Source organism: Lysobacter yangpyeongensis (genome assembly GCF_042655745.1).
In the GTDB taxonomy this organism is placed as follows: Bacteria; Pseudomonadota; Gammaproteobacteria; order Xanthomonadales; family Xanthomonadaceae; genus Agrilutibacter; species Agrilutibacter yangpyeongensis.
The window spans coordinates 62059-84293 of the sequence record NZ_JBHSNM010000004.1 but is presented as its reverse complement, the minus strand read 5'-3'; the positions used below and the strand labels follow the sequence as shown (position 1 = coordinate 84293).

At 69.6% G+C, this 22235-nt stretch carries 24 protein-coding genes and 1 pseudogene; 13 read left to right on the top strand and 12 right to left on the bottom strand.

Features of this window, described 5'->3' with window-relative positions; all coding sequences use genetic code 11:
* Positions 1 to 12 precede the first annotated feature (12 nt).
* The 4 genes from ACFPN1_RS12410 to ACFPN1_RS12395 all read right to left on the bottom strand — a co-directional run bounded on the left by ACFPN1_RS12410 (position 13) and on the right by ACFPN1_RS12395 (position 2043).
* A complete protein-coding gene (locus ACFPN1_RS12410) occupies positions 13 to 438 on the bottom strand; it encodes a serine hydrolase domain-containing protein (RefSeq protein ID WP_386755358.1) in 426 nt (141 codons plus the stop codon).
* A complete protein-coding gene (locus ACFPN1_RS12405) occupies positions 435 to 1469 on the bottom strand; it encodes a DUF4344 domain-containing metallopeptidase (RefSeq protein ID WP_386755357.1) in 1035 nt (344 codons plus the stop codon). The genes ACFPN1_RS12410 and ACFPN1_RS12405 overlap by 4 nt, the downstream gene beginning before the upstream one ends.
* A 140-nt stretch (positions 1470 to 1609) precedes the next feature.
* The gene (locus tag ACFPN1_RS12400) at positions 1610 to 1825 is read right to left on the bottom strand and encodes a hypothetical protein (RefSeq protein ID WP_386755356.1); all 216 of its coding nucleotides are present in this window, start codon (positions 1823 to 1825) and stop codon (positions 1610 to 1612) included.
* A 41-nt stretch (positions 1826 to 1866) separates the two neighbouring features.
* Positions 1867 to 2043 carry a hypothetical protein gene (locus tag ACFPN1_RS12395; RefSeq protein ID WP_386755354.1) on the bottom strand — a complete coding sequence of 59 codons (177 nt, stop codon included), beginning with the start codon at positions 2041 to 2043 and terminating at the stop codon, positions 1867 to 1869.
* 110 nt (positions 2044 to 2153) lie between these two features.
* Here ACFPN1_RS12395 and ACFPN1_RS12390 point away from each other — a divergent pair, with 110 nt between their 5' ends.
* The 5 genes and pseudogenes from ACFPN1_RS12390 (at position 2154) to ACFPN1_RS12370 (ending at position 6681) form a co-directional block, all read left to right on the top strand.
* Positions 2154 to 3107, top strand: a complete 954-nt coding sequence (locus ACFPN1_RS12390) for a LysR substrate-binding domain-containing protein (protein WP_386755353.1) — start codon at positions 2154 to 2156, stop codon at positions 3105 to 3107.
* Between the two features lie 85 nt (positions 3108 to 3192).
* Positions 3193 to 4038 carry a class I SAM-dependent methyltransferase gene (locus ACFPN1_RS12385; protein WP_386755352.1) on the top strand — a complete coding sequence of 282 codons (846 nt, stop codon included), beginning with the start codon at positions 3193 to 3195 and terminating at the stop codon, positions 4036 to 4038.
* Positions 4039 to 4262: 224 nt separating this feature from the next.
* A pseudogene (locus ACFPN1_RS12380) lies at positions 4263 to 4816 on the top strand (DUF7010 family protein).
* Positions 4817 to 4873: 57 nt separating this feature from the next.
* Positions 4874 to 5407, top strand: coding sequence for a pseudouridine synthase (locus ACFPN1_RS12375; RefSeq protein ID WP_386755350.1), 534 nt, complete (start codon positions 4874 to 4876; stop codon positions 5405 to 5407).
* A gap of 155 nt (positions 5408 to 5562) precedes the next feature.
* Positions 5563 to 6681 carry a hybrid sensor histidine kinase/response regulator gene (locus tag ACFPN1_RS12370; RefSeq protein WP_386755349.1) on the top strand — a complete coding sequence of 373 codons (1119 nt, stop codon included), beginning with the start codon at positions 5563 to 5565 and terminating at the stop codon, positions 6679 to 6681.
* 30 nt (positions 6682 to 6711) lie between these two features.
* Here ACFPN1_RS12370 and ACFPN1_RS12365 read toward each other — a convergent pair whose 3' ends face one another.
* On the bottom strand, positions 6712 to 7107 hold the full coding sequence (locus ACFPN1_RS12365; protein WP_386755348.1) for a hypothetical protein: 396 nt from the start codon (positions 7105 to 7107) through the stop codon (positions 6712 to 6714).
* Between the two features lie 128 nt (positions 7108 to 7235).
* Between ACFPN1_RS12365 and ACFPN1_RS12360 the strand changes: the two genes are divergently transcribed.
* On the top strand, positions 7236 to 7907 hold the full coding sequence (locus ACFPN1_RS12360; RefSeq protein WP_386755346.1) for a Fe2+-dependent dioxygenase: 672 nt from the start codon (positions 7236 to 7238) through the stop codon (positions 7905 to 7907).
* A gap of 147 nt (positions 7908 to 8054) precedes the next feature.
* On the opposite strand, the gene ACFPN1_RS12355 is transcribed toward ACFPN1_RS12360, so the two are convergent.
* Both ACFPN1_RS12355 and hrpB read right to left on the bottom strand, forming a co-directional pair.
* Positions 8055 to 9068, bottom strand: a complete 1014-nt coding sequence (locus ACFPN1_RS12355; RefSeq protein WP_386755345.1) for a sulfotransferase — start codon at positions 9066 to 9068, stop codon at positions 8055 to 8057.
* A 130-nt stretch (positions 9069 to 9198) separates the two neighbouring features.
* A complete protein-coding gene (gene hrpB, locus ACFPN1_RS12350) occupies positions 9199 to 11721 on the bottom strand; it encodes an ATP-dependent helicase HrpB (protein ID WP_386755343.1) in 2523 nt (840 codons plus the stop codon).
* Positions 11722 to 12029: 308 nt separating this feature from the next.
* On the opposite strand from hrpB, the gene ACFPN1_RS12345 reads away from it, so the two are divergent.
* On the top strand, positions 12030 to 12848 hold the full coding sequence (locus tag ACFPN1_RS12345; RefSeq protein ID WP_386755342.1) for a TatD family hydrolase: 819 nt from the start codon (positions 12030 to 12032) through the stop codon (positions 12846 to 12848).
* Between the two features lie 18 nt (positions 12849 to 12866).
* Here ACFPN1_RS12345 and ACFPN1_RS12340 read toward each other — a convergent pair whose 3' ends face one another.
* The 5 genes from ACFPN1_RS12340 to ACFPN1_RS12320 form a co-directional block, all read right to left on the bottom strand.
* Positions 12867 to 13160: a hypothetical protein gene (locus ACFPN1_RS12340; RefSeq protein WP_386755341.1), complete on the bottom strand. Its 294-nt coding sequence runs from the start codon at positions 13158 to 13160 to the stop codon at positions 12867 to 12869.
* 94 nt (positions 13161 to 13254) lie between these two features.
* A complete protein-coding gene (locus tag ACFPN1_RS12335) occupies positions 13255 to 13554 on the bottom strand; it encodes a hypothetical protein (protein ID WP_386755340.1) in 300 nt (99 codons plus the stop codon).
* 163 nt (positions 13555 to 13717) lie between these two features.
* On the bottom strand, positions 13718 to 14629 hold the full coding sequence (locus ACFPN1_RS12330; protein WP_386755339.1) for a DUF2167 domain-containing protein: 912 nt from the start codon (positions 14627 to 14629) through the stop codon (positions 13718 to 13720).
* A 138-nt stretch (positions 14630 to 14767) separates the two neighbouring features.
* Positions 14768 to 15562 carry an ABC transporter permease gene (locus tag ACFPN1_RS12325; protein WP_386755337.1) on the bottom strand — a complete coding sequence of 265 codons (795 nt, stop codon included), beginning with the start codon at positions 15560 to 15562 and terminating at the stop codon, positions 14768 to 14770.
* On the bottom strand, positions 15559 to 16542 hold the full coding sequence (locus tag ACFPN1_RS12320) for an ABC transporter ATP-binding protein (RefSeq protein ID WP_386755336.1): 984 nt from the start codon (positions 16540 to 16542) through the stop codon (positions 15559 to 15561). Before ACFPN1_RS12320 ends, ACFPN1_RS12325 begins: the two co-directional genes overlap by 4 nt.
* A 149-nt stretch (positions 16543 to 16691) precedes the next feature.
* Between ACFPN1_RS12320 and ACFPN1_RS12315 the strand changes: the two genes are divergently transcribed.
* From ACFPN1_RS12315 to ACFPN1_RS12290, 6 genes are all read left to right on the top strand, one after another.
* The gene (locus ACFPN1_RS12315) at positions 16692 to 17459 is read left to right on the top strand and encodes a ferredoxin--NADP reductase (RefSeq protein ID WP_386755335.1); all 768 of its coding nucleotides are present in this window, start codon (positions 16692 to 16694) and stop codon (positions 17457 to 17459) included.
* A 175-nt stretch (positions 17460 to 17634) separates the two neighbouring features.
* On the top strand, positions 17635 to 18222 hold the full coding sequence (locus ACFPN1_RS12310; RefSeq protein WP_386755333.1) for a hypothetical protein: 588 nt from the start codon (positions 17635 to 17637) through the stop codon (positions 18220 to 18222).
* The gene (locus ACFPN1_RS12305) at positions 18219 to 18416 is read left to right on the top strand and encodes a helix-turn-helix transcriptional regulator (protein ID WP_386755332.1); all 198 of its coding nucleotides are present in this window, start codon (positions 18219 to 18221) and stop codon (positions 18414 to 18416) included. The genes ACFPN1_RS12310 and ACFPN1_RS12305 overlap by 4 nt, the downstream gene beginning before the upstream one ends.
* A gap of 54 nt (positions 18417 to 18470) precedes the next feature.
* Positions 18471 to 20033 carry an alpha/beta hydrolase gene (locus tag ACFPN1_RS12300; RefSeq protein WP_386755331.1) on the top strand — a complete coding sequence of 521 codons (1563 nt, stop codon included), beginning with the start codon at positions 18471 to 18473 and terminating at the stop codon, positions 20031 to 20033.
* A gap of 100 nt (positions 20034 to 20133) precedes the next feature.
* Positions 20134 to 20880: an ABC transporter ATP-binding protein gene (locus tag ACFPN1_RS12295; RefSeq protein WP_386755329.1), complete on the top strand. Its 747-nt coding sequence runs from the start codon at positions 20134 to 20136 to the stop codon at positions 20878 to 20880.
* Positions 20877 to 22082 carry an ABC transporter permease gene (locus tag ACFPN1_RS12290; RefSeq protein WP_386755328.1) on the top strand — a complete coding sequence of 402 codons (1206 nt, stop codon included), beginning with the start codon at positions 20877 to 20879 and terminating at the stop codon, positions 22080 to 22082. The genes ACFPN1_RS12295 and ACFPN1_RS12290 overlap by 4 nt, the downstream gene beginning before the upstream one ends.
* Positions 22083 to 22235 lie beyond the last annotated feature (153 nt).

The following is a 22235-nucleotide window of genomic DNA, read 5'->3' as shown; positions in this document are numbered from 1 at the left end:
TTCGGACTCGGACTATTTCTTCGCGTGCGTCGCGCTCCAGCGCTCCAGCGACAGCCGGCCCGCCGCGGCCTGCTGCAGGATCGCAGTGCTGGTAAACATCTTGCCCACCGAAGCGAGATTGAAGCGGGTCCGCGTCGTGACCGGCGCATCCGCCTTTTCGTCGAGCTTGCCGTAGGCCTTCTCGAATACCACGCGCCCATCGCGCGCGACCAGGACGACACCGGAAAACTGCGCAGCTTCCTGCAGCCCGAGCGCGAAGCCATCCAGTTCCGCCAACGCGATGGCATCGGGCGCCTCCTTGGGTTCGCTAGCTGCTGCGGTGGTAGCGATTGCTATCGACAATGCAGCCGCAACCGCGGCTTTCCTGAGCACGTCACGCGTCTGGCTTCTCCTTTTGATGACATGGATTCGCTGATATGGATTTGCTTTGACGGTCACCGCACATACGGCACTTCCGCATTGCGATTGCGCTCGCGCTCGCGCTGCTCGAACAGGCGGTTCGCCTTCTCCTCGGTCATCTCGTACTTCGGCGCCACGTGCGGGATCAGCAGGCGCAGCCAGGCCTTGCTGACGCGACGCGCTTCGGCGGGGCAGGTCTTGGCGCGCGCCTCGGGCAGGTCGCCGTCGGTGACGATGCCCACGTAACGCGCCGGATTGCTGCCGTAGATCAGGCATTGCAGGTTGAAGTAGCGCTGTTCGCCCAGCGCATGCTCGTCGGCGTAGGCGTCGAGGTTGTAGGCGCCGGTGCTGCGCACGAGGAACCAGTTGGAGGCCATGCGCAGGTTGTCGGCGGTCTGCCGCGAGGATTCGTTGAGGCCGGCGAAGCGCTGCATGAGCGTGGTCGCGAGCTGGTCGACGGCGTCTTCCTCGCGCCCGGTGATCGGGATGTCGAGCATGTCGATCAGCGCGTGGCCGGTCTCGTGCAGCAGGATGAAACGCAGGTTGGCGGCGAGGTACCGCTGCGCGTAGTCGTCGCCAAGCTCCTGTTCCTGCGCCAGCTGCTGGCCGCGGTCGCGCAGCACCTTCAGCGTCTCGTAGCACATCACCACTTCGCTGCGCTCGGGCGTGTAGAACGCGTTGGGCTCGCGGCATTCGGCCATCACGAACTTGATCGGCCGCGGCAGCATCAGCAGGCCGTCGATGGCCTGGATCTCGGGCAGGTGGTGCAGCAGGTCGCCGTCGTGGGCGAGCTGGTAGAAGGGTTCGAGCTCGGGGTTCTTCGGCTTGACGTATTCGTAGGCGAAGTGGACGCCGTCGGGCTTGCTCTCGGCGTTGGCGACCTTCTTCAGCACCACCGGCTTGAGCGCGGCCAGTTCGTCGGCCATCGCCTTCTCCGCATCGGCGCGGCCCTGCGCGCGCGCGGCGACGAGTTCCTTCTGGTGCCGCTTCTCCGACAGCAGCGAATACAGGAAGGCGCCGCTGACCAGGCCCAGGGCCACCGACAGCAGCACGATCAGTCTGAGCTTCATTGCGCTCCCCATGCACGCGTGGGCGCGCGGTGCGCCACGCGCGGATCGTAGCGAGTCCGCCGGGAGCGCGGAATATTCCGGAGCTCAGGCCGCGTGCCTGAGGCGGCACGATCGCGTGCGCGCCTGCGGTGTCGCCGCGCTCAGCGGCAACCGCCGATGGCCGCGAGCGTCGCGTCCTCGCCCGGGAGCTGCGTGGCAATCGCACCGAAGCGGCGCTGCGAGGCGGCGCGGTTGCCGAGTTCATCGACGAACTCGTTGGCGGCGGTGGCGGCGCCGTAGTGGCGCGCGTCGATCAGGACCGGCGACGCCGGCGTGTCGTTTTCGAGCAGATACAGCAGGCCTTTGAACAGGTTCATGGCGGTCTCCGGGCAGATGCGGTGTAGCGGGTGGGCACGCCCTAGCAGGCGTGTTCGGACAGATGCGGGTCGGCGGGACGCGGCGTGGCGGCGCGCGCGGGGCTGGCGTCGAAGGCCTGCGGCACGGCGGCCGCGGCTTCGTCGTCGGCGAGCTGGCGGGCCAGCGACACGTCGGCCACGGCCCCTTCCAGGAACAACAATCCGGTCCAGATGCTCATTGCCTGCTCCTCGGCCGATGCGGCCCTGTTTTGAGTGAAATGAAATCTAGACCCTTGATAAGCCTCGAAAAAGCGACGATTCTGCAAGCCATCCTTGAAGGAGATTCAAGATGATCCGGCCGCCGCTGCACGCCCTGCAGGGTTTCGTCGCTGCCGCGCGGATGGGCAACCTGTCGCGCGCGGCCGAGTCGCTGCACCTGACGGTGAGCGCGCTCAGCCACCAGATCCGCGGCCTGGAGGAACGCCTGGGCCAGCGCTTGTTCGTGCGCGTGGCGCGCGGGGTCGAGCTCACCGCCGACGGGCAGTCGCTGTTCGAACGGGTGTCGCCGCACTTCGATGCGATCGAGCAGGCGCTGCAGCCGTACCGCGCGCGCCGCGACGACGTGCTGACGATCACCCTGATGCCGTCGTTCGCCTCGAGCTGGCTGGTGCCGCGGTTGCCGCGCTTCCTCGCCGCGCATCCGCAGATCGAGATCAACCTGCAGTCGACGGTGAACAAGATCGACTTCGAGCGGCAGACCGACGTCGACGCCGGCCTGCGCTACGGCCCGGGCGACTGGCCGGGGCTGCAGGCCGTGCATCTGCTCGACGACTGGGTCGCGCCGACGGTGAGCCCGGAGCTGCTCGCGCGCCTGGGGCGGCCGACGCTGGAAACGCTGGGCGAGTTCCCGCTGCTGGGCGCGCCGGGCGGGCGCTGGAGCGACTGGTTCGCGCACTTTGGCGGCACGCCGCCCAAGCGCTTCGTCGCCACCTTCGACGATTCCGAGACCTTGCACCGCGCCGCGGTGGAAGGACTCGGCATCGCGCTGGGCCGGCTCACGCTGACGCGGCCGATGGTCGATGCCGGGCGCCTGGTGACGTTGTTCGAGGAGCGGCTGCAGGCGGAGTACGCGCACTACCTGGTGTTCCCCGAACGCTCCGCGCGCCACCGCGGCCTGCAGGCGTTCCGCGAGTGGCTGCTGCAGGAAGCGCGCGACTACGCGGCCTCGGCCGAGTGCGTGCAGGCGCGCGCGTCGGGCAAGGTCGTGCCCGCGAAGCCGTCTCGCCGTCGCGGCACACGCTGACGGCCGGACGCAGCGGACAAGCGCGGCCATGGCCGCCCTCACGCCCGCGGCGGTAGGCTCGCGTTTTCCCCGCATGGAGCTCCGCATGAAACGCCTGCTGCTTGTCGCCCTGCTACCGGTCGCGTTCGCCGCCTGCGCGGCCACGTCCCCCTCCGCCACGCCCGCGCCGGCCGCGGCGCGCGATGCGGGCCTGGACGCGGTGCTCGCCGGCAGCTGGCGCGATGCGAAGAACAGCGCGCGCGACCAGTACCGCCATCCGCGCGAGACGCTCGCGTTCTTCGGCGTGCGCGCGGACCAGACGGTCATCGAGATCACGCCCGGCGGCGGCTGGTACGTGGAGGTCCTCGCGCCGTACCTGCGCGAGCACGGCCGCTACGTCGCGGCGGTGTGGGACGACGCGATCCCCGACCAGCCCGGTTACCGCTACGGCCTCAACCGCCAGCTGCGCGCGAAGCTCGCCGGCAACGCCGCGGTGTTCGGCGCGCCGGAAGTGCGCGTGTTCGATCCGAAGGCGCCGGTGTTCGGCCCGCCGGCGTCGGCCGACGCGGTGCTGACCTTCCGCAACGCGCACAACTGGGTCGCCGACGGCAATGCCGACACGTACTTCAAGGCGTTCTTCGACGTGCTCAAGCCGGGCGGCACGCTCGGCGTGGCCGACCATCGCGCCAGGCCCGGCACCGATCTGGAAACGATGAAGGCGTCGGGCTACCTCACCGAAGCGCTGGTGATCGAATACGCGACGAAGGCCGGCTTCGTGCTCGAGGCGAAGAGCGAGATCAACGCCAACCCGCAGGACAGCACCGACCATCCCAACGGCGTGTGGACGCTGCCGCCGACCAACCGCCACGACGCCGCCGACGATGCGAAGTACCAGGCGATCGGCGAGAGCGACCGGATGACACTGCGGTTCCGCAAGCCGTCCCGCGACTGAAGCGGCGCGGCGGTGCGTGGGCCGCAACGGCGGTCCGATGCGGGAGAACCACGCATCGGCGCGCCGCCACGACAGCAGCGGCACTGCGCCTCACCACCCACGAAAGCCGGCCCTGCGCCGGCTTTCGTGTCCCGGCGTCCGTCCTGCGGTCCCCCGGCGGTAACGGCTGCGAACGCGCGCAGCCATCACGCCTCGCGCGCCGGCCCGCCAACACACTGCGCGCCATGACCCACCTGGATGCCCTGCGCCGTGAGGTGGCGCGCATTACCCGGCGCGGCATCGGCATGACCGCCGCCGCATGCCTGTACTGGCTGGGCCTGGCGCTCGTCACCGCGTTCGCCGGGCTGGCGCCGCGGGCGCTGGCCGCGTTCTTCGTCGTCGCCACCGCCGTGGTGTATCCGCTGGGCTGGCTGTTGAACCGCGCCTGCGGCGGCGATCTGTTCGCGCGCGGGCATCCGCTGTCCGGTTGATCGCGATGCTGGCGGCGACCGAGGCGCTGGGCATTCCGCTGATGGCGATGCTGTTCCGCGACGAACCGGCGCTGCTCGCGTTCGCGCTCGCGGCGATGCTCGGCGCGCATTTCGTGCCGTTCGGCTGGCTGTACCGCTCGCCTGCGTACTACGCCCTGGGCACGGGCACGGTGCTGTTGTCCGCGCTGTTGCAGTGGCGGTGGCCGTTGCAGGCGCCACTGCTGGTGCCGTGGGCGATGACGCTGTGCTACGCGCTGGCGCTCGGCGCGGTGTGGCGCGAAGTGCGCGTGCGCGACGCGGTCGGGTAGCCGCGTCGGCGCTGCGGTCACGTAGGGAGCGGCACGAGCGTTCGCTAAGATCGCGCGATGCTCATCGCCTTCAACAAGCCCTACGGCGTGCTGTGCCAGTTCACCGATCGCAGCACGCCGCCGCGGCCCACGCTGGCGGAATTCGGCCTGCCGCCGGACGTGTATGCCGCGGGGCGGCTCGATCACGACAGCGAGGGGCTGCTGCTGCTCACCGACGAGGGGCCGCTCGCCCATCGCCTCACCGATCCGAAACACAAGCAGCCCAAGACCTATTGGGTGCAGGTCGAGGGCGAGCCGCAGCCGGCGCAACTGGCGACGCTGCGCGACGGCGTGGTGCTCAACGACGGAAGAACGCGCCCGGCGCAGGCGCGACGCATCCAGGCACCGCCGCTGTGGCCGCGCGATCCGCCGGTGCGCTTTCGCAAGACCGTGCCCGATGCGTGGCTCGAACTCACCATCGGCGAAGGCCGCAACCGCCAGGTACGGCGCATGACCGCGGCGGTCGGCCTGCCGACCCTGCGGCTCGTGCGCGTGGCGATGGGCCCGTACGCGCTCGACGGGCTCGGTCCCGGCGAATGGCGGCGGCTGTAGGCGCGAATCGCCTTTCTGCACGCGGTCTTCACCTTGCTGAGCCGAAGAGTCTGACTTGTTCAGGTAGCTGTCTGGGCGGACCCGTCCCGGTGTTCCGCTTCTGCTAACTTGCAGGCCCCGTCCGCGTTGTGGAGCGTCGGCGCTTTCGCCACCGCATGAGCTACGTCGCCCAAAACGGCCGCATCCTCGTCGTCGACGATCAGCCGGTGAACCTGCGTGTCGTCAGCAGCCTGCTGTCGCGCCAGGGGTACGAGGTGATCACCGCCGGCAATGGCGAGGAAGCGCTGGCCCGCTACCGCGAGAGCGCGCCGGACCTGGTGCTGCTCGACATGATCATGCCCGGCATGGACGGCTTCGACGTGCTCAAGGCGCTGCAGACCCTGCCGCCGCCGGCCGCGCCGGTGGTGTTCGTCACCGCCGCACAGGACCGCGACATGCTGCTGCGTGCGTTCGAGGCCGGCGTGGTCGATTACGTCACCAAGCCGTTCCTGCCCGAGGAGCTGCTCGCGCGCGTCAATGCGCACATCGGCCTCAAGCTCACCCGCGACCGCCTCGAGCGCGTCGCCCGCGAGCGCGAGGAACTGGTGAACCTGGTCGCGCACGACCTGAAGAACCCGCTCAGCAGCGTGCTGTTCGCCAGCGACCTGCTGCGCGCGGAAGGCTGCCGGCCCGAACGCGTGCCGCACTACCTCGCGGTGATCCACGACAGCGCGCAGGATGCGCTGGGCTACATCCGCGAATACCTGGAAACCAGCATGGGCGCGGCCATGGCGCGCGGCGAAACCCACTATGCGGGGCTCGCCGACACGGTGGACTGGCTGGTGCGCCGTTACGGCATGCAGCTGGAAGCGCGCAACATCCGCGTGATCGCGGTGCCGCCGCCGACCGAGGTGCGGGTCAGCATCGACGAGCGCGTGCTGCGCCAGGTCGCGGAGAACCTGGTTTCCAACGCGCTCAAGTACGCGCCCGACAGCGAACTGACGCTGGCCGCGCGCAGTGGCGCGCCCGGCTACTGGCAACTGATCGTCGCCGATCGCGGCCCGGGCATTCCGCCCGAGCAGCAGCGCCTGCTGTTCAAGCCGTTCACGCGCCTGCAGGAGCACGACGACGGCATCTCGCATGGGCTGGGGCTGTCGCTGGCCAAGCAGATCGTGGTCAAGGCCGGCGGCCAGCTCTGGTACGAAACCCGCGAGGGCGGCGGCGCGCAGTTCGTGATCGAACTGCCCGAAGCCGTCACTGCGGCGCCCGACGCCCAGCCCGTCCGGGCGGAGTGAGCGTCGGGCGCGCTGCGCCCTCCCGTTCGATCAGTGCGGCGCCGGCGCCTGCGGCGTTGCGCGCTTGCCGCGCGTGCCCGCGGTGCGCGGGGTACGCGTGCGGCGCGCGCCGTTGCCGCGCTTGGCGTCGACCCGGCGCGCGGTTCCCTCGATCGTGCCGCGCGACTCGCGATCGCCTTCCTCGGCGCGTTTGGCGCGCCGGTGCGCCGCATACCAGAGCAGGCCCGCGCCGGCGACGGCCGCGGCGATCACCACCGGATTGCGCCGCACGAACTTGCCGGCCACGCGCGCACCGCTCTTGAGCACGCCGAGCTTCGCGCCGGCGTCGAGCAGCTGCCCCGCCTTCGGCAGCGCCTGGCGGACGTTGTCGCCGACGGTGCTGGCCAGTTCCAGCGCGCGTCCGGAAATCGCTTCGATCCTGTTCATGGCGCCCTCGCGTGCTATCACCAAAACCGGCGGTCAGTCTCCGCCGCGATTCGTTGGCGCGGCGTGAGCGGTTGCCGCGGACGCGGCCAGCGCCGATCATCGGCGCCACGCCCACACCTGCCGACGCCATGATCCGCCTCCTGCCCCAAGTCCTCAGCGCCGCGGAACTGCAGGCCGTGCGCGAACTCGTGCCGCAGGTGGCCTTCGCCGACGGGCGCATGACCAACCAGGCCTCGGGCGTGAAGCGCAACCTGCAGGCCTCGCAGGAGGACCCGGTCAACGCACGCATCGCGCAACTCGCGCGCGACGCACTGGCCCGCCATCCCGACCTGCGCAGCTACGCGATGCCGCGCACGGTCGCGCGGACCACGGTGGTGCGTTACGAACCGGGAATGACCTACGGCTGGCACGTGGACGAGGCGCTGTTCCCCTCGACGCCGCCGATGCGCAGCGACCTGTCGTGCACGATCTTCCTCAACGATCCGGCCGACTACGACGGCGGCGAACTGGTGATCCAGCTGGGCGCGCAGGAACTGGCCTACAAGCTCAACGCCGGCGACGCGATCCTGTATCCGTCGACCACCATCCACCAGGTGGCGCCGGTGACCCGCGGCGTGCGCGTGGCGGCGATCACCTGGTTGCACAGCTGGATCGCCGACGCCAACCGGCGCGAACTGCTGGTGCAGCTCGACGAAGCGCGCGCGATCGCCGCCCGCGGCGCCGCGCCGGGCGATCCGCGCCTGCAGGTGCTGCTGGAATCGCTGAAGACCAATCTGTTCCGGATGTGGGCGGATACCTGAGGGATTGCCGTTCGCTTCCCCTGTCGCGGGCATGGCCCGCTCCTTCGGCGGACGCGTGACCCGGTAGGAGCGCCCCATGGGCGCGACGGAAGGGATGGACTGCTACTGCATGCCTCGCCACCAGGCGCCTGCCCCGGTGCAGATTTCTCACGCCGCCACGGACGCCAGTTGCGGATGTCGTTGGACAAGGGCATGGCACCAGTCCTCGCCGGCGGCGATGTCGGCCGCGTAGCGCTGCTGCGCCAGCTGCAGGTCGTGCGCGCGATCCTCGCGCCCGTAGCCGTGATCCTGCGCCTTCGAGTACTTCCCCCACGCCGGCGACTGCAAGGCGGCCGGTACCAGTGCGGCGTCGAGCTGCAGGTGCGCCGCGATGCGTTGCAACTCGGCTTCGGGTTGCGCCAGCAATTGTTCGAAATCGACACGCAGCACGCGCCCGGGATGCTGCTGCGCGAGCGCGGCGAAGCGCACGCGTTCGGCCAACCAGCCCATCGCGCACTGCTGCGGCAACGACAAGGCATGCAGTGCCAGGCCCTCGCCGTAGCCGCGCGCGTGCAGGTCGCGCAGGCGTTCGCCGGCGGCGCTGGCGGCATCGCGCAGCGAATCGGGCGACTTGAGCAGCGTCGCCAGGTACGGCCGCAGCGGCATGTCCAGCAGCACCGCGCGCATGTCGAAGTTGGAAAGCAGCGGTTCGATCAGCCCGTTGCAGCTGCTGGTCGCCTTGATCACGGTGCGGCGCTGCCCGGGCAGCGGCCGCGACCAGGCCTGCCAGCAGCGCTGCAACAGCTGCGCGGCCTGCGCGGGCGCGAGTCGCGAATCCACTTCGGAGAGCAACGGCCAGGCCTCGGCCAGCGTGCGCAGCGGCAGCGGTTCGCGCAGCGCCTGCACCTCGGTCCAGCTTTCCAGCAGTCGGCTCAGGAGAGTCGAACCGCAGTGACCGATGTGGAAGATCGCATCGGCAGGACGTTCGCTGCGCACGTCGCTGGCAGCGAACGCGGCGAGCGGCAGCCAGCCGCCTTGCGCATTCGCCGGCAGCGCGCGTTCGTCGAGGAAGGCGGCGGCGCGACGCTGCTGCGCATCCAGCCGCACGAACAGGACGCGTTGCGCGACGGGATCGAGCTTGAACGGCAGGTACTCGGCGGAAGTCAGCGGCGTGGCAGGCATGCGGCGAGTGTAGCGGCGGAGCGGGCGCCGTTCGTGGTGCGTGGCCCAGGGGCCGCGCGGTTTCACCCGTTCTGCCGCGCCGCCATGACCTGCAAACGCGATACAGCCGCACCGCCGCAGCGGGGAGACCTCACGTTCCGCGCGGTTTCGCTCTATGCGTCGCCGTCGCACTCCACGGGTCGTCTGGCCACGGATGCTTCGGATACCGCCCCTTCATCTCCTTCTTCACTTCCGGATAGGTTCGATCCCAGAAGCTGCGCAGGTCGCGGGTGATCTGCAGCGGTTTGCCGCCCGGCGAGAGCAGGTGCAGCGTGAGCGGCACGCGGCCGTCGGCGATGCGCGGGGTGTCGGCGAGGCCGAACAGTTCCTGCAGCTTCACCGCGAGCACCGGCGCCTCCGGCGCGCCCCCGCCGTGGTTCGCGCCGTCGTCGAAGCCGTACTCGATGCGCCGCTCCATGCCCGAGGGCACGATGATCCGCGTCGGCGCGAGCGCGTCGATCTTCTGCCGCGTCGCCCAGTCGGTGCGCGACTTGATCGCTTCACCCAGCGCCGCTTCGTCGAGCGCATCCAGCCGCGTCTTGCCGCTGAGCGCCGGCTTGAGCCAGTCGTCGAGCGTGGCGAGCAGCGCGGCATCGGACAGATCCGGCAGCGCGTCGATGAGTTCCGGCAGCCACGCGCGCAGGCAGCGCACGCGCTCACGCCATTGCCGCAGCGCTTCGGTCCAGGGCAATGCGTCGAGGCCGAGCTGGCGCACCGCGTCGACCAGCGCGTCGGCGTAACGCGCCGGATCCGGCTTCGCCAGCGGCCGGCTTTCCAGCACGATGCGGTCGAAGCGGGTTTCGCGCACGGCGGCGATCCCGCGCGTGGCCGCGTCCCACACCACCCGGTCCTCGCGCACGAAACGCTGCGGAAAGTCGCGTTGCAGGCGTGCCTCATCGAGCGGCGCGGCGCGCAGCACGCGGGCATCGCGGTTCTCGTCCCGGAGTTCGCTGACGACGATCCAAGGTTCGCCGTACAGCGCGCTGTCGTCGAACAGCTTCGCGCTGCGACCGTTCGCGAGCTGGTAGCGGTACGGATCCGCCGGATGCTGGCGCGCGATGCGGTCGGGATAGGCGTGCAGCAGCACGTCGCCGATCGCGTGCGCGGGCAGGTCGGCGGACGGCGGCGCCGCGACGCGCAGGCGCCGGCGCCATTGCTTCGCCGCCTGATCGAGCGCGATGAGTGCGGAACGCGAGGCATCGCTCACGAGGCGTCCGTTGCGGAATGCGGCGAGTGCCTGCCAGCGCTCGGCCAGCGCATCCGAGCGCGAGCGCAATGGATCGCGCGCTTCAATCAACGCGGCGAGATCGCAGGCGAGCGCGCGTTCGTCGTCATCGTCCGGAGCGAGCAGCATCGCGGCCAGGCGCGGATGCGTTCCCAGCGCGAGCATGCGCCGGCCGAGCGCAGTGATCGCGTTGTTTTCCAGCGCGCCGAGCCGGTGCAGCAGTTCGCGCGCGGCGGCGAGCGCGCCCGGTGGCGGCGCATCGACGAAGCGCAGGTTGGCATCGCCCCACGCGGCCAGTTCGAGCGCGAGTCCGGCCAGTTCGACCTGCGCGATTTCGGCGCGGCGCTGCGCTTCCAGCCGCTGCGATTCCGGCCACAGACGATACGCGAAGCCTTCGGCGACGCGGCCGGCACGGCCGGCGCGCTGGTCGGCCGAGGCCTGCGCGATGTTGACGACGTCCAGTCGCGCGAATCCGCTGTTGGGGTCGTAGCGCGGCTCGCGCGCCTGGCCGCTGTCGATCACCACGCGCACCCCCGGCAGGGTGACGCTGGATTCGGCGACGTTGGTGGCGAGCACGACGCGACGATGGCCGTCGGGACCGGGTTGCAGCACGCGCGACTGCTGTTCGACCGGCAACTCGCCGTGCAGCTGCAGGACGTCGACGGCGCGCGCCGCATCGCTGGCGGCGAGCGCGGCCTCGGCGCGCGCGATCTCGCGCTGGCCCGGCAGGAACACCAGCACGTCGCCGGGATGCTGTACGAGCGCGTGTTCGACGGCGCGCTTCACCTGGTGCTCGAGCGCTTCCTCGCGCCGCCCCGGGAAGTGCGCCACGGTCACCGGGAAGCTGCGCCCCGCGCTGCTCAGGCGCGGCGCGTCGAGGAAGCTCGCAAGCCGCTCGCCATCCAGCGTCGCCGACATCACCACGATGCGCAGGTCCTCGCGCAGCGAGGCCTGCACGTCGAGCGCAAGCGCGAGGCCCAGATCGGCGGACAGGTGGCGCTCGTGGAATTCGTCGAACAACAACACGCCCACGCCGTCGAGGGTGGGATCGTCCTGGATCATGCGGGTGAGGATGCCTTCGGTGACGACCTCGATCCGCGTCGCCGCCGACACCCTGTTCTCGAAGCGGATGCGGTAGCCGACGGTGGCGCCGGGCTCTTCGCCGCGCTGCTTCGCCATGAAGGTCGCCGCGGCGCGCGCGGCGACGCGGCGCGGTTCGAGCATCACGATCTTCCTGCCCGCCAGCCACGGCGCATCGAGCAGGGCCGGCGGGACCTGCGTGGTCTTGCCGGCGCCGGGCGGCGCTTCCAGCACCAGGCGCGGGTGCGTGGCGAGCGACTCGCGGATGCGCGGGAGAAGTTCGTCGATGGGGAAGGCGGGGCGATTCACGCGCGGAAGGATACGGGGTCGCGGTTCGCTGCTGCCTGCGGGCGCGCGATTTCCTCTGCCGGTGCGGTCGCGCCACGTCCCCTCACCCTGCGTTGCTTCGCAACGCGGTCCCTCTCCCCGCAAGCGGGGCGAGGGGCAAGCGGGACAGGCGGAGAGGCCAGGCAGCACGATGGAATTGCGCGCCGGATGAGGGCGCGCCGGCGCATAGCATCTGCACTGCTACGCAGCGCTGTCCCTCGCCATGCCCCGGCCCCTCGCGCATGGCGCTTTGCGGGCGGGGCGTTTGCCCGGATCGCTACAATCTCCCGATGCAACTGATCGACATCGGCGCCAACCTCACCCACGACTCCTTCGACCCCGACCGCGACGCGGTGCTGCAGCGCGCGCGCGACGCCGGCGTGGTGCAGATGGTGGTCACCGGCGCCTCGCGCGAGCACTCGCCGCTGGCGCTGAAGCTGGCCAAACGGCATCCGGGCGAACTGTTCGCCACCGCCGGCGTGCACCCGCACCACGCCAGCGAATACACCGCCGAATGCGACGCGGAAATGCGCGAGCTGCACACGCACGCCGAGGTCGTGGCGGTCGGCGAATGCGGCCTGGACTACTTCCGTGATTTCTCGCCGCGGCCGGCGCAGCGGCGCGCCTTCGAACTGCAGCTGCAGATCGCCGCGGAGACCGGCAAGCCGCTGTTCCTGCACCAGCGCGACGCGCACGCCGACTTCATGGCGATGATGCGCAACTTCGACGGCCGCCTCGGCCCCGCGGTGGTGCACTGCTTCACCGGCACGCGCGAGGAACTGTTCGACTACCTCGACCGCGACTGGCACATCGGCATCACCGGCTGGCTGTGCGACGAACGCCGCGGCCAGCACCTGCGCGAACTGGTGAAGCACATTCCCGCCAATCGCCTGATGATCGAAACCGACGCGCCCTACCTGCTGCCGCGCACCGTCAAGCCGGCGCCGTCGCACCGGCGCAACGAGCCCTTCTACCTGGCGCACATCGTCGAGGAACTCGCGCGCGATCGCGGCGAGGGCGTGGAGACGGCGGCGGCCAACAGCACGGCCACGGCGCGCGCGTTCTTCCGCCTGCCCCTGCCGCCGACGGCCGCGCAGCCGTCGGAATGACCCGCCAAGCGCCGCGCGTCAGCGCGCGGCGACGACAGTGAGGCGGCGCGCGTCCGGCGCGTGGCGATCCAGCACCAGCATCACGCGGGCCGCGCCTTTCTGGCAGCCGCGTTGCACGTCGGCCATGGCGCGCGCGCGACGCGCATAGATCTGGCCGAAGTTGTCGCTGCCGGCGATGCGGGCGAAGTCCTGCTGCGAGGGCAATGCGATGTGCTCGCAGTCGATGAGCATGCTGTCGGGATCCCCCGCCGCGAGGGTTGCCGGCGAGGCGAGGCACAGCACGAGGGGCAGGAACCGGGTCGCGGTCTTCATGGCGCACTCCTTGGTTGCGGGGCGGGTGCGACGGCGTTGTCGCGCCGGCACCGGCGATAACGCACCGGCCGCGATCCGGTTGACCGTCGGCGGATCAGCGCGGCGCGGACGCCTGCGCGACTTCCATTCCACGGACCTGCACGCGCGGCGACTCGAAGACGATCAGCAGCTCGCCGGCGCCGCGACGGCAGGCGCGCAGGCCGGCGACGATCGCCCGTTTGCGCGCGTGCTCGACCGGATCGAACGCGGAAAGGCCCGTCTCCTGCGCGACACGCTCGAGGCTGGGCCAGTTGCGCTGCGCGCAGTCGACGACGATCGGGGACGGCGTCGGTGGTGCCGCCGCAGCGGTAGCCGGCAACGCGATCGCCAGCAGGAAGACGTAACGCGCGTTCATGGCGGGCCTCCGGACGGGAGCCGACGGGTTCGGCCACCTTGCCCATGGGTTCGGCAAGCGGCGCGGCCGATTACGTGTGGCCCGTACGCCCGGGCCGTAACGTCTGGCCCGGAACGGCAACGGCCCGCCGAAGCGGGCCGTCGCGGCACACCTGCGTGCGGGCTCAACTCACCACGCCGCCGTTGTCCTTCTTGCGCGCAAAGACCCCGAAAATTTTCTTGAAGAAGGCACCGATCACCAGCACCAGCGGGATCAGCAGCTTCTTCAGACCCAGCAGCAGCGCGCCGAGCTTGGCGAACAGGCCGGCCTTGGCGGCGATGCCGCCGCCGATCAGCGCAGCCAGCCCGTAGGCGGCGACCTTGTCGGTACTCTTGTCGTAGTCGGCGTAACGCGAACCGGCGTCGAATTCGACCATCGGCAGCAACTGCTGCATGCCGGTCTTCACCTCTCCCAGCTCGCTCATGCGCGCGACCGCATTGAGGCTGAGGTAGCCGCGACGACCGAGCACGCGGATGTCGTAGTTCACGGTGTTCTGTTCTGAACCTTCGCTCTTGAGTTCCTTCGCCCAGTACAGCTTCTTGCTGGCGGCGTCGTAATGCGGCGGCTCGGCCCAGCCGACCAGATGCAGCGCCGGGTAGCCGGCCTGCTTGCGCGCCTCGTTGTCTTCCTCGTCGGCGGCCTGCATTTCCTTGAGCATGTCGTCGTAGTCGATCTTCGCCGCGTCCTCGTCGGACACGTAGCCTTCGTCCGAATACGTGACCACCACGGCCCAGCCGGTGTCGTCGAGCACGCCGCGCCCCTTGGGCACGATCATGCCGAGCACGCTGTCGTCGGGCGGATTGCCCCACAGATCCTCGAGCACCTTGCGCGCGTCGGTGGCACCGAGGTAGCGGTAGTTCTCGTTGAGGTTGAAGCGCGCCTTCGCCTCGTCCACGCCCACGGTGCCATCGCGCCACTGGAAGCCGGCGACGATCGCGCGCATCTGCGCTTCCTGCTCTTCCTTCGACGGCGATTCCTGCGCATGCGCGCCCAGTGCCACGGCCAGCAGGCCGAGCAGCATCCACTTCAGCTTCATCGTGATCCCTGGAGTTGGGCGTCCCCACGCCCTCGCCGCCAGTCTCGCAAGCCGGCGGCGGGGATCGCAAGCGCGCCCACGACCGGACGTCGGTCCTTGCGCGGCGGCGCGCGGCATTCGGCCGCGCGCCGGACGGTGTCAGCTGCGCAGGCCGACGCCGCGCTTGAGCAGCCACAGCGCCAGCATGCTCAGGCCGACGATGAAGCCGAGCATCAGCACATAGGCGGTCGTCATCGAAACGTCGCTGATCCCGAGCAGGCCGTAACGGAACGCGTTGACCATGTAGAACACGGGATTGAGGTGCGTGGCGGCTTCGGCCCAGGACGGCAGCAGCTTCACCGAATAGAACACGCCACCCAGGTAGGTCAGCGGCGTGAGGATGAAGGTCGGCACGATCGCGATGTCGTCGAACTTCTTGGCGTACACCGCGTTGACGAAGCCGGCCAGCGAGAAGATCGTCGCGCCCAGCAGCACGGTGGTGAAGGTGATCAGCGGATGCGGCATCGACACGCGGGTGAACAGCATCGAGATCGCGAGCACGATCACGCCGACCATCAGGCCGCGCAGCACCGCGCCGGTGACGTAGCCGCCGAGGATCACCCAGTTCGGCATCGGGCTCACCAGCAGTTCCTCGACGTGACGGCCGAACTTGGCGCCGAAGAAGCTCGAGGAGATGTTGCCGTAGCTGTTCTGGATCACGCTCATCATCACCAGCCCGGGGACGATGAAATCCATGTAGCGGATCCCGTCCATCGCCTGGATCTGGCGCCCGATCAGGCCGCCGAAGATCAGGAAGTACAGGGTCATGGTGATCGCCGGCGGCACCAGGGTCTGGCCCCAGATGCGCAGGATGCGGGTCAGCTCGCGGCGGACGATGGTGCCGTAGGCGGTGAGGTTGCGCGCGGTCGCGCTGGTTTCGGCGGCGGCGTTCATGCCGAGGTCTCCGGTTGCACCTGCACGCCGTTGCCCTGCGTGCCTTCGCTGGTCAGGCGCACGAACAGTTCCTCCAGGCGGTTGCTCTTGGTGCGCATCGAGCGCACGCGGATGCCCGAATCGTTCAGCGCGGCGAAGACGCGGTTGAGGTCCATCGCGCGCGGCATCTCCACGTCGAGGGTGTGGTCGTCGGTGGCGTGGATGCTGGTGCCGGCGATCGCCGGCAGGGTCGCCGGCAGCGTGCCGTCGATGTCGAACAGGAAGCCTTCCACGTCGAGCTTGGCGAGCAGCGCCTTCATCGGGCCCTGCTCGACGATGCGGCCCTTGTCGATGATCGCCAGGTTGCGGCAGAGGCTCTCGGCTTCTTCCAGGTAGTGCGTGGTGAGGATGATCGTGGTTCCCGCGGCGTTGATTTCCTTCAGCGTCTTCCACATGCCGCGGCGGATCTCGATGTCGACGCCGGCGGTGGGCTCGTCGAGGATCAGCAGGCGCGGCCGCGTCATCATCGCCCGCGCGATCATCAGGCGCCGCTTCATCCCGCCCGAGAGCGTGCGGCTCATCATCTGCGCCTTCTCCCACAGGTGGGCGCGGCGCAGTTCTTCCTCGGCGCGCACCAGCGCCTGCTCGCGCGGGACGCCGAAGAAGCCGGCGTAGTTGACCAGGATGTCGAGCGGCTTCTCGAACATGTTGAAGTTCAGCTCCTGCGGCACCAGGCCGATCAGGCGCATGGCCTCGTCGCGGTGCGTGAGCAGGTCGGTGCCGAAGATCGAGACGGAACCGGAGGTGAGGTTCACCAGCGAGCTGACGATGCCGATCAGGGTCGACTTGCCCGCGCCGTTGGGACCGAGCAGGGCGAAGAAGTCGCCGGGCTTCACGTCGAGCGAGACGCCCTTGAGCGCCTCGACCTTGTTGTCGTAGGTCTTGCGCAGGTCGCGGACGGACAGCGCGGGTGCGGCCGTGGCCGCAGGAAGTTCGGTCATGGGAAGGCCCGTTTCGTGCCTTGGCGCCGCGAGCGCGCGGCCTCCGGCGTGAGGGGCGAACGCCTCCGGCGTCCGCTGCCGGTAGTATAGGCGGCCCGGTGGCGAGGCCTTCGCCACGCTGTGTTCCATACGACCGGTAGAACGTCCACTTGGCCATCCAGCACTTCCCGCTCAAGCTCGTCTCGCGCCGCATGCTGGCGCCGACCGTCGGCCACTACACCTTCGTGCGTGGCGACGGGCAGCCGCTGGACTTCGTCCCCGGGCAGTTCATCCAGGTCCACTTCGCCTACGCCGACGGCACGCCGACCAAGCGCTCCTACTCGCTGGCCACCATCCACGACCACGCGCTCGGTCCTGGCGAAGGCGTGGAAATCGCGGTGAGCTACGTGACCGGCGGCGCCGCCACGGCGCTGTTCGAAGGCCTGCAGGAAGGCGAGAGCGTCGATGCCAGCGGTCCGTTCGGACGTTTCTGCCTGATGCCGGCCGACAGCAACCGGCGTTACCTGCTGATCGGCACCGGCACCGGCGTGACGCCGTACCGCGCGATGCTGCCGCAGCTGGAAACGCAGATCCGCCAGCGCGGCGTGCAGGTCGTGCTGCTGTTCGGCGCGCGCAATCCGGGCGAACTGCTGTACGGCGACGAGTTCCGCGCGTTCGCCGACAAGCATCCGGACAACTTCCGCTTCGTCCCTTGCCTGTCGCGCGAACTGCCGGCGGCGGATTCGCCGCATGCCCACGCCGACGTCCGCCACGGCTACGTGCAGCAGTTCCTGGCCGAATTCGCTCCGGACGCCGCGCACGACATCGCCTACCTGTGCGGCAATCCGAACATGGTCGATGCCTGCTTCGAGTCGCTGAAGGGCTACGGCCTGCCGATTCCGCAGATCCGTCGCGAGAAGTACGTCAGCAGCAAGTAGGCGTCCGTCGCCCTAACCGGCGCGATGTAAAGGACGCTTGACACACGCCGCGCGGCCGGCGTACCGTGCCTGTCAAGTTACCTTGACACGCACCGATGCCCCTTCTTCGCTGCCCACGGGCACTGCCCGTCTCGAACCGCGGCACGCGCGACTGCGCCCACCGGAGCCGCGCGTCGTGAGCCGGTGCAAGCGCGCCGCCATCGCGATCCTGGGCGGCTGCGTGGCGTTGTGGATCGTCGCCGCGGGCACGGCGTGGCTGCACTGGCCCATTCCCGCGCGCCTGGCCGGCTTCGGCGCGGGGCTGACCGTGGGCGGCGTGCTCGTCGCCGCCATGCTGTGGTTCTCCCCGGGCGGCCTGCACGACATGGCGACGCCGGCACTGACCCGTCGCTACTACCGCGAGTTCGCGCCGCCGATGGTCGCCTACGTATTGGTCATGCTGGTGTGGAAACCGCTGCTGCACAGCATCGGGCTGCCGTGGCTGCGCGTGGCCGTCGCGCTGCTGCCGTCGCTGCTGGTGTTCCTGGCGATCCGCGCCATCGGCCGCTACGTGCGCGATTCCGACGAACTGCAGCGCCGCATCGAACTCGAATCGGTGGGCCTGGCCGCCGGCGTGGTGAGCACCGTCTACATGACCGCCGGCTTCCTGCAGAGCGCGAAGATGATCGCGGTCGGCGCGACGGCGGCCATGCTGTGGGTCTTCCCGGCGCTGTGCCTGTGCTACGGCGTCGCCCGCATCGTGATCGCGCGGCGCTACGCATGAACAACCGCCTGCGCGAACTGCGCGAACGCAGAGGCTGGTCGCAGGGCGAACTCGCCGAGCAGCTGGACGTCTCGCGCCAGACCGTCAACGCGCTGGAGACCGGCAAGTACGACCCGAGCCTGCCGCTGGCCTTCCGCATCGCGCGGCTGTTCGGCAAGCCGATCGAATACGTGTTCCTTCCCGACGAGGCCTGAGCGGCCCGTCTTCCTTCCACGCTGACCGCATCCTGCAAAAGGGGAAACCGCACGATGTCCCGCAAGCTCCGCATCGCCCTCGTCGCCGCCGTGGCGCTGGGTTTCATCGGCTACCGGCACTGGTCCGCCGCGGAAAGTCGCGCACCGCGTGCGACCGCGCCGCAACCCGGCGGCGACGCCACGCCGATCCGCCAGTACGGTCGCATCGCCTTCAGGCCCTGCGTGCTCAGCAACGAACAGGGCCTGCCGCCCGTGGAAGCGCAGTGCGCGACCTTCCGCGTGCCCGAGGACCGCGCGCATCCACAGGCGCGCACCATCGATCTCAACATCGCCTGGCTCCCCGCCGACGACAAGAGCGGCGGCGCGCCCGATCCGATCTTCTTCCTCGCCGGCGGCCCCGGCCAGGCCGCGACCGAGTACGCCGCGCAGATCGACATGGCGCTGGACTCGGCGCGCAAGCAGCGCGGCATCGTGCTGGTCGACCAGCGCGGCACCGGCCACTCCAATCCGCTCGACTGCCGCGATGCCCAGGGCGCGCCGCTCAAGCTCGACGACAGCGCGCAGCTCGACGAAAGCGTGGTCGCGGCCTACGTCGGCCAGTGCCTGAAGTCCCTCGCGGGCCGCGCCGATCCGCGCTTCTACACCACGGGAGAAGCGATCGCCGACCTCGATGCCGTGCGCGAGGCGCTGGGCGTGGCGAAGATCAACGTGATGGGCGGCTCCTACGGCACGCGCGTCGCGCAGCAGTACGCCATGCACTACCCGCAGCACGTGCGTACCGTGGTGCTCGATGGCGTCGCGCCGAACCGGCTGGTGGTGGGCGGCGAATTCGCAAAGCGCCTGCAGGAAGCATTACGCAAGCAGGATGCGCAGTGCGCGAAGCTGCCGGCCTGCAAGGCCCGCTTCGCCGGCAACGGCGGCGACCTGATCGCGCGCCTGGGTGCGCTCAAGGCGCGCCTGGCCGCGGCGCCGGTGACGGTGAGCTATCGCGATCCGGACACGCACGCGCCGCGACAGGACGTGCTGACCGCCGACATGCTGATCGGGCTCACCCACGGCGTGTCCTACGTGCCGCTGCTGTCTTCGCTGCTGCCGCTGGTGGTGAGCGAAGCCGAGCAGGGCCGCTACGAACCGCTGATGGCGATCGCGACGTTCTGGAGCAATCAGGTCGGCGACCAGCTCAACCGCGGCATGCAGTGGTCGGTGATCTGCGCCGAGGACGCGCCGCGCTACCAACCCGATCCCGCGGACGCGACGACCGTGCTCGGCGCGGACATGGCGAAGGGCTTCTTCGCCGCCTGCGCGCAGTGGCCGCGCGGAACGGTGGCGGCGGATTTCACCCGGCCCTTCGCGTCGAAGCTGCCGGTGCTGGTGATCTCCGGAGAACTCGATCCGGTGACGCCGCCGGTGTACGGCGAGGAAGTGGTGAAGCAGCTGCCCAACGGCCGGCACCTGGTGCTGCGCGGCCAGGGCCACGGCGGCATGAGCGTGGGCTGCATGCCCAAGCTGCTCGGCCGCTTCTTCGAGACCGCCGATGCCAGGGCGCTCGATGCGAAGTGCCTCGACAGCCTCAGCTACGTGCCGCCGTTCACCTCGTTCAACGGTTGGGAGCCGTGACGGCCGGGAGCGCGAATTGAAGCGCTGCCGTTGGTAGGGCGCCTCGAAACGCTTCCGCCCTTGCCATCCCGAATCCCCAACAACGAATCCCGGATCTCCCATGATCAACGCAACCGATCTGCACAAGAGTTTCAAGACGCGCACCGGTGTGGTGAAGGCCGTCGACGGCGTCAGCTTCACCGCCCGCGACGGCGAAATCACCGGCCTGCTCGGCCCCAACGGCGCCGGCAAGACCACCACGCTGCGCATGCTCTACACGCTGATGAAGCCCGAGCGCGGCAGCATCACCATCGACGGCCTCGACGCGGCGCGCGAACCCGAAGCGGTGCGCCGCGCGCTCGGCGTGCTGCCCGACGCGCGCGGCGTGTACAAGCGCCTGACCGCGCGCGAGAACATCGCCTACTTCGGCGAGCTGCACGGCCTGGCGGCCGCGGACATCGCCCGCCGCACCGAGGTGCTTTCGAAGGCGCTGGACATGGGCGACATCCTCGATCGCCAGACCGAAGGCTTCTCGCAGGGCCAGCGCACCAAGACCGCGATCGCGCGCGCGCTGGTGCACGACCCGAAGAACGTGATCCTCGACGAACCCACCAACGGCCTGGACGTGATGACCACGCGCGCGATGCGCGGCTTCCTGCAGCAGCTGCGCGCGGAGGGGCGCTGCGTGATCTTCTCCAGCCACATCATGCAGGAGGTCGCCGCGCTGTGTGACCGCATCGTGATCATCGCCAAGGGCCAGGTCGTGGCCTCCGGCACCGCCGACGAACTGCGCGCGCAGACCGGCGAATCCAATCTTGAAGACGCCTTCGTCAAGGCCATCGGCTCGGAGGAGGGCCTGCACGCATGAGTACGTTCGCTGCTGCCAGGACCGGCTTCATGCCGACGTTGTTCGCGGTGATGCGCAAGGAGCTGCGCGATATCTCGCGCGATCGCCGCACGCTGATGCTCGCGCTGCTGCTCGGTCCTCTGCTTTATCCGGTGCTGATGCTGGGCATCGGCAAGATGGCCGAGAACCGCGCGCGCACCGAACTGGACAAGGTGCTGGAAGTGCCCGTGGTCGGCGCCGAGCGCGCGCCGAACCTGATCGCCTTCCTCGCCACGCGCGGCATCAAGGCGATCGCGCCACCGACCGACCTGGATGCCGCGATCGCGCGTCAGGACGTCGACGTCGCGCTGAGCATCGAGGCCGATTACGGCAAGCACTGGCGCCAGGGCAACGCCGCGAAGATCGAGATCGTCGCCGACAGCACGCGCAAGGCGGCGGACATCCCGATGGCGCGCCTGCGTTCCGCGCTCGAGGGCTATCGCGACCAGGTCGGTACGTTGCGCCTGCTCGCGCGCGGGATCGATCCGGGCATCACCCGGCCGCTGAGCATCGGCAACCGCGACCTCGCCTCGGCGGAGGCCAAGCGCGGCGCACTCGCCGCGGCGCTGCTGCCGTACCTGCTGATCCTGACTTCGTTCCTCGGCGGCGCGTACCTGATCATGGATGCCACCGCGGGCGAGCGCGAACGGCAGTCGCTCGAACCGCTGCTGGCCACGCCCTCGGCGCGCAGCTCGATCGTCAGCGGCAAGATCGCCGCGGCCTGCGCGATGGGCATCGCCTCGCTGCTGCTGACCCTGCTCGCGTTCAAGCTCAGCGCGCAGTTCGGCAGCAACGCCGGCCAGGTCATCGACGTGACCTTCCTGGCGATGGGCAAGATGCTGCTGGTGCTGCTGCCGATGCTGTTCATCGGCACCTCGCTGCTGACCTACCTGTCGGCCGCCGCCAAGAGCATGAAGGAAGCGCAGAGCCACATGATGTGGCTGATGCTGCTGCCGATGGTGCCGTCGATCATGCTGATGGTGAATCCGCTCAAGGAACAGCCATGGCAGTACGCGGTGCCGTTCCTCGCGCAGAACCAGATGCTGCTGAAGGTGATCCGCGCCGAAGCGATTCCGATGCAGGTCTGGGGCATCTACCTCGCCGCCGGCATCGGCCTGGCCGCAGTGCTGTGGTTCGCCGCGGTGCGGCGCTATCACCAGGAGCGGTTGGCGATTTCGGGGTGAGTGGTTGCGTACCCGCTGCAGAAAAGCCCCGCGTTCGCGGGGCTTTTTTCTGATCGCAGTTTTTCGCTCGATGTCTTTTGTCTTTTGTCTTTTGTCTTTTGTCTTTTGCCTTTTGCCTTTTGCGCTTTGCTTTTGTCTCGGCTTTCGGCATTT

Excerpts from the sequence above, each read along its gene's own strand:
- ACFPN1_RS12405 (WP_386755357.1), bottom strand. The coding sequence starts at position 1,469 with ATGAAGCTCAGACTGATCGTGCTGCTGTCGGTGGCCCTGGGCCTGGTC.
- ACFPN1_RS12400 (WP_386755356.1), bottom strand. The coding sequence starts at position 1,825 with ATGAACCTGTTCAAAGGCCTGCTGTATCTGCTCGAAAACGACACGCCG.
- ACFPN1_RS12395 (WP_386755354.1), bottom strand. The coding sequence starts at position 2,043 with ATGAGCATCTGGACCGGATTGTTGTTCCTGGAAGGGGCCGTGGCCGAC.
- ACFPN1_RS12390 (WP_386755353.1), top strand. The coding sequence starts at position 2,154 with ATGATCCGGCCGCCGCTGCACGCCCTGCAGGGTTTCGTCGCTGCCGCG.
- ACFPN1_RS12385 (WP_386755352.1), top strand. The coding sequence starts at position 3,193 with ATGAAACGCCTGCTGCTTGTCGCCCTGCTACCGGTCGCGTTCGCCGCC.
- ACFPN1_RS12375 (WP_386755350.1), top strand. The coding sequence starts at position 4,874 with ATGCTCATCGCCTTCAACAAGCCCTACGGCGTGCTGTGCCAGTTCACC.
- ACFPN1_RS12370 (WP_386755349.1), top strand. The coding sequence starts at position 5,563 with ATGAGCTACGTCGCCCAAAACGGCCGCATCCTCGTCGTCGACGATCAG.
- ACFPN1_RS12365 (WP_386755348.1), bottom strand. The coding sequence starts at position 7,107 with ATGAACAGGATCGAAGCGATTTCCGGACGCGCGCTGGAACTGGCCAGC.
- ACFPN1_RS12360 (WP_386755346.1), top strand. The coding sequence starts at position 7,236 with ATGATCCGCCTCCTGCCCCAAGTCCTCAGCGCCGCGGAACTGCAGGCC.
- ACFPN1_RS12355 (WP_386755345.1), bottom strand. The coding sequence starts at position 9,068 with ATGCCTGCCACGCCGCTGACTTCCGCCGAGTACCTGCCGTTCAAGCTC.
- ACFPN1_RS12345 (WP_386755342.1), top strand. The coding sequence starts at position 12,030 with ATGCAACTGATCGACATCGGCGCCAACCTCACCCACGACTCCTTCGAC.
- ACFPN1_RS12340 (WP_386755341.1), bottom strand. The coding sequence starts at position 13,160 with ATGAAGACCGCGACCCGGTTCCTGCCCCTCGTGCTGTGCCTCGCCTCG.
- ACFPN1_RS12335 (WP_386755340.1), bottom strand. The coding sequence starts at position 13,554 with ATGAACGCGCGTTACGTCTTCCTGCTGGCGATCGCGTTGCCGGCTACC.
- ACFPN1_RS12330 (WP_386755339.1), bottom strand. The coding sequence starts at position 14,629 with ATGAAGCTGAAGTGGATGCTGCTCGGCCTGCTGGCCGTGGCACTGGGC.
- ACFPN1_RS12325 (WP_386755337.1), bottom strand. The coding sequence starts at position 15,562 with ATGAACGCCGCCGCCGAAACCAGCGCGACCGCGCGCAACCTCACCGCC.
- ACFPN1_RS12320 (WP_386755336.1), bottom strand. The coding sequence starts at position 16,542 with ATGACCGAACTTCCTGCGGCCACGGCCGCACCCGCGCTGTCCGTCCGC.
- ACFPN1_RS12305 (WP_386755332.1), top strand. The coding sequence starts at position 18,219 with ATGAACAACCGCCTGCGCGAACTGCGCGAACGCAGAGGCTGGTCGCAG.
- ACFPN1_RS12300 (WP_386755331.1), top strand. The coding sequence starts at position 18,471 with ATGTCCCGCAAGCTCCGCATCGCCCTCGTCGCCGCCGTGGCGCTGGGT.
- ACFPN1_RS12295 (WP_386755329.1), top strand. The coding sequence starts at position 20,134 with ATGATCAACGCAACCGATCTGCACAAGAGTTTCAAGACGCGCACCGGT.
- ACFPN1_RS12290 (WP_386755328.1), top strand. The coding sequence starts at position 20,877 with ATGAGTACGTTCGCTGCTGCCAGGACCGGCTTCATGCCGACGTTGTTC.